This window comes from Pseudomonas sp. HMWF006 (assembly GCF_003061205.1).
In the GTDB taxonomy this organism is placed as follows: Bacteria; Pseudomonadota; Gammaproteobacteria; order Pseudomonadales; family Pseudomonadaceae; genus Aquipseudomonas; species Aquipseudomonas monsensis.
On sequence record NZ_QAIU01000109.1, the window covers coordinates 1 to 5,232 of the forward strand.

At 56.9% G+C, this 5,232-nt stretch carries 2 protein-coding genes and 1 pseudogene; all 3 read right to left on the reverse strand.

Going from position 1 to position 5,232, the window contains the following annotated elements; translation table 11 throughout:
* Positions 1–346 precede the first annotated feature (346 nt).
* Entirely contained in the window at positions 347–3,073 is a 2,727-nt protein-coding gene (locus tag DBR24_RS04215) for a YncE family protein (RefSeq protein ID WP_128614004.1), read from the reverse strand.
* A 164-nt stretch (positions 3,074–3,237) separates the two neighbouring features.
* On the reverse strand, positions 3,238–4,917 hold the full coding sequence (locus DBR24_RS04220; protein WP_128614005.1) for an MFS transporter: 1,680 nt from the start codon (positions 4,915–4,917) through the stop codon (positions 3,238–3,240).
* Positions 4,918–5,106: 189 nt separating this feature from the next.
* Positions 5,107–5,232: pseudogene (locus tag DBR24_RS04225) on the reverse strand (phosphonate ABC transporter, permease protein PhnE); the annotation flags it as partial.

Here is a 5,232-nt window from a genome sequence, read left to right on the forward strand (position 1 = left end):
GTGATTTCCGGATCGTTCAAGGCGAGTGTGTTGATGTCTTTGCGGGGTTGAACGAGCATTGAAGGGCACTCCTGCCGAGTGGGGGGCGATGGAGTGATTAGGCACCGGGACGGTGAAGTTGGCACCTGTCAGATCTGACAGGTGGGTTGGGGTTTTCGACGAGTGGTCAGAGTGCGGCTAACTGTTAGCGGACCGGTGCGAATCGGGTAAGCCCTCAAAAGCAAAAGATCGCAACTTTCGGCAGTTCCTGATTTTTGCAGGAGTCGCCGAAGGCTGCGATCTTTTGTACTAACTACCGAGCGATGATTGTTCCAGTGAAAAGTTTTTTCTGTTCCCGGATTGCCTGTTATGGCTGTAAACCGGGTTCGCTCCATTCTAAATTATCTGCTGTATTGTCAATCTGAAAGACATCTATCGCACGGCTATCAGCGAGACACACAAAAAGGCGCGAGTCATCTGGGGTGAGTGCAAGTCCATGATAACTACCCGGTGCCGGGATGTTGCGAGTACTGAAGTTTTTTGTGTCAATCACCAGTACCGATTGGCTTGCTCGGGATGGGACATATAGAAAGTCTCCATCTGAACTTAATACGAGGTGCCTGGATTGGGCAGTTGGTATGTTCGTGATGGGCTTGTCGTTGCTGGTGTCGATTACCGTCACCCCTGGATACGGGGTATCACTGTAATGGACGACATATAGGCGGCTGTTATCAGGGCTGAGCGCGCAGTAACTTGCATTTGGGGCTATGGTGATATTACGCAGCACCTTGAGGGTGGCGGTTTCGATAACCGCGACAGAAGATCCCGGGGTAGTGATACACACGTAAAGAAGTTTCCCGTCATTAGTAAATGTACCTGATGCTGGGTTTTTTAGAGTAGCCAGGCTGCGCGGAAGCTCTGTTGCTGTATTGGTGAGAGAGATTCCATATCCATTAAGGCACCTAAAAAATTCTGTTCCATCTGGCTTGAAAAATATATGTGTCTGGTCCTGCGTGCTGTCTATTGTTTTGACGGTTTTCCCTGTGGCCGCTTCAAGGATGTAGAGCGTGTTTTTTGCATTAAGCACAGCGGTGACATACAGGAATTTGTCGTCTGGGCTTAAAGCAAAATCATACTGGGCGGTCCCGACCAAGTATCTGTCTATTACGGTGTTCGAGGCGGTATCAATGACAGCGATGGAATCTGGGGAATCACAACCGACATAGGCCCTCTTGCCATCTCGACTGAAGATGATCGTGTGAGGCTGGGCTACCATCTCAATCCTGCCTACCGGCCCATGAGCCTGAACAACGACCGTAGCGCTTTCTGTTCGACCTGCATGGGTCGCAATCAGGGCGACTTCGCCCGGACGGCTCGAACCTTTAATGTCATTAACGGTGATCAAACCCAAAGCATCGCTAATGAACTCGCGATCACCCGAGCCGCCATCGGCGTATCTGAAGCCATCAGGAAGGGTCAACGTCACTTTTGCATCAGCAATCGGTTGAGCCTCGGAGCCAACGCGAATAACGACTTCTTTCAATCGACCCGCAGGGGCGATGAGGTAAGGGGCGTTGATAAAAAACAGGACCGCAGGAAGTTTCAATATCGTTAAGTTCAGCTCTGTTGAGCGGCCAGCCTGTTGATTGTTGCGATTCAGGCTCCAATGCAGTTCGATCACCTGGCCTTGCCGAGCCTCTAGAAACGCCGGACTCAGCACCGTGTTCACCCGCTTGTTGGTATTGAATGGCACCAATGGAAACTTCGGCGCACCCGCCGGCGGATTGACCTCCACCAGCCGAGCTTTGTCCCCGTCAAGGGCCTGGAGGTATTCGATCCGCACCGTCACGCCGTTCGGATAGGCCAGCACATCAATCGGGTCGACCGCCGGTGCCACCAGAAATGGCGGCAGCAGTTCTATCGGGTTGGTCCCTGTCACCGTTGCTTTAGCCGTGTTGGAGTTGGCCACCAGATCACCGTTGGACCTGCGCAACTCGTAGGTGACCGTCACGCTACTGCCAGGGAAAATCTTGTCGTTGGCGATTTCAAGGAACAAGGTTTTCTTCGCGCCGAAAGGATCCGCTTCCACTTTGCCGGAAACGGGTATTACTACATCGGCGGGTTGGCCTGTGTTTGTTGCGGTATAGGTCGCGATGACGTCATCGCCCACGACAAAACGGTTGTCCGCCGTCATCACAACGATCAGCAACGGATTGCCGGCGAGTTTCTCAAGGTCAATGATGCTCGCGTCATCCCCCGGAAAGTCTTCTTTGCGTTCCAGCAGAATCGGCATCGGCAGGCGCGTACCATCCAGATCCTCATCCACGGTCTGCACCGGCGACCACGGCGCGTCAGTGTCCGGGCCGTTGCCAATCTGGTCGGTGACGGTGTAGGAAAAATGCAGTTTCTGGTCCAGCCGTTTGGCTTTGTCGAGAAATGCGCGATCCACAGTGAAGTGAATGGTGATCGGGACTTCCGAGCCTGGGTTGGGTGGTGGTGGAGCCTCGGTCGGCTTCACCTTGACGGTCATCTGCTCGCCGTTGCATTTGAGGGTAATGCTGTCGTAGGCCCTGCAGTACGGGTATGAAACGCTGACCTGCGCGTCGACGAAATCGGGATCGACGCCATTTCTGATGACATCCGGCAGCAGCAACTCGAGTTCGGAATGGCCGCCGGGGGCGTCGTACCGATCCTTCAGACCAGGACGGATGCGGTTATAGAGTATTTCCAGCGGCGTGGATTCGCCTCGATTGTTACTGCCACGCCTGATGGTGTAGTACAGCACGTTGACCTTGTCCGGGTGCAGTCGGTCCTTGGGAATGCGCAACGTGGTGCGCACATCCGGATCCTCAATGGTTTTGCTGTCCAGTGCAGCCGACTCGCCTTCAAGCCAAAGCTCCATGACATCCCCGGGGTCCATGGTGTCGTCCAGCGGAGGGTCGACGAGGACAACCGCGCCTTTACCGTCGGTGACCAGGTCGTAGGCCACCAGGGGCAGACCGATGTGTGCACCTACCACGGGCCTGGTTTGGCCGTTGACGATTGGCGGCCTCAGGACGAGGACGTTGTTGTCCGGTGGGGTTGAGGTGATCATGAATGAGGCTCCTGCGTGGTGGACCGGCAGGAGTTATCAGAGCGCGTTGTGGGGTAAAGCGCACCTGTCAGATCTTACAGGTGGCGACGAGCGGTCATTTATGCGCTTGCGCCAACCGCTGTAGGCGCTACCGCAGCCTGCGGCAGCGCCTACAGGGATTCGGTTCAATCCTTGAGAATGTCGCGATCCTTGGTTTCCGGCAGGAAGAATATGCCGAGTACCGCGGTCATCACGGCAATCACGATCGGGTACCACAAGCCGTAATAGATATCGCCGGTGGCGGCGACCATGGCGAACGCCACTGTCGGGAGGAAGCCGCCAAACCAGCCGTTACCAATGTGATAGGGCAGCGACATCGAGGTGTAGCGGATGCGCGTCGGGAACAGTTCCACCAGCCACGCGGCGATCGGGCCATAGACCATGGTCACGTAGATCACCAGCACGGTCAGCAGGAGCAGCACCATTGGGTAGTTGGTTTTTGCCGGGTCGGCTTTCTCCGGGTAACCGGCGTCCTTGAGTGCGGTGCCGAGGGTCGCGGTGAAGGCATCGTTGCGCGTCTTGAAGTCGGCAGCGGGCAGCGCACTGCCTTCGAAACTCTCGACCACTTTGTCGCCAATGCGCACTTGCGCGATGGTGCCGGGTTCGGCAATCACGTTCTCATACGGGATCGCCCGTTTCGCCAGCAGGGTCTTGGCCAGGTCACAGGAACTGGTGAATCGGGCCTTGCCCACCGGGTCGAACTGGAACGAACACTGATCGGGATTGGCGATCACTTTGACCGGGTTCTTCTCCTGGGCGATGAACACGTCGGGATTTCCGTACTGGGTCAGCGCATGGAAGATCGGGAAGTAGGTCAGCGCTGCCAGAATGCACCCGGCCATGATGATCGGCTTGCGCCCGATGCGGTCGGAGAGGCTACCGAAAATCACGAAGAATGGCGTGCCGATCAGCAGTGAACCGGCGATCAGCAGGTTGGCGGTCTGTGGGTCGATCTTCAGGGTCTGCAACAGGAAGAACAGCGCATAGAACTGCCCGGTGTACCAGACCACGGCCTGGCCAGCCGTGCCGCCGAGCAGCGCCATGATCACCACTTTCAGGTTGTCCCAACGGGCGAAGGATTCGGTCAGCGGCGCTTTCGATGCCTTGCCTTCGGCCTTCATTTTCTGGAACACCGGCGACTCGCTCAGTTGCAGGCGGATGTACACCGAGATGATCAGCAGCAGAATCGACAGCAGGAACGGAATGCGCCAGCCCCAGGCTTCGAACGCTTCGGTGCCCAGCGCGGTGCGGCAGGCGAGAATCACCAGCAACGACAAAAACAGGCCCAGCGTTGCGGTTGTTTGAATCCACGAGGTGAAGAAGCCGCGCTTGTTGCGTGGCGCGTGTTCGGCCACGTAAGTCGCGGCGCCGCCATACTCGCCGCCCAGCGCCAGGCCTTGCAGCAAGCGCAGGGTGATCAGGATGATCGGCGCGGCGACGCCAATGGTCGCGTAACCGGGCAGCAAGCCGACGATAGCGGTCGAGATCCCCATGATCACGATGGTGATCAGGAACGTGTGTTTGCGCCCGATCATGTCGCCGAGCCGGCCAAACACAATCGCACCGAATGGCCGCACGGCAAACCCTGCCGCAAAGGCGAGCAGGGCAAAGATGAACGCAGTGGTTTCGTTTACGCCGGCAAAGAAGTGTTTGGCGATGATCGCCGCCAGCGAGCCGTAGAGGTAAAAGTCGTACCACTCGAAAACCGTACCGAGGGACGAGGCGAAGATGACCTTGCGCTCTTCCTTGGTGATGCCGCCGCTGCGCGGTGGACTGCCGGTGGACGTTGTGTAGGTTGTGGCCATGGGTGTTCTCCGTTGTGCTTATTGTTGTAGGCCGGAGTCCCCCGTTACTGCTTATCGCACTCTGGCCTTGTGGCAAATGCCGCCCTTGCGGTCGCATGAAACCTGCACAGTCTGAGCGCCTCGCGGGTGTGCAAGGTTTCCTTGAGCATAATCAGCTTCTGGCAGATATCCACTCACCAGCATCTGCGTCTACGCCTTGACCCAGCGTTGCCGGCTCCACGCACTTAACCAGTCCACCACAAACACCAGCACCAGCATCGCCAGAATCACCGTGCTGGCCTGCGCTTCCTGGAACAGACTGAGGCTGACGTACAA

Excerpts from the sequence above, each read along its gene's own strand:
- DBR24_RS04215 (WP_128614004.1), bottom strand. The coding sequence starts at position 3,073 with ATGATCACCTCAACCCCACCGGACAACAACGTCCTCGTCCTGAGGCCG.
- DBR24_RS04220 (WP_128614005.1), bottom strand. The coding sequence starts at position 4,917 with ATGGCCACAACCTACACAACGTCCACCGGCAGTCCACCGCGCAGCGGC.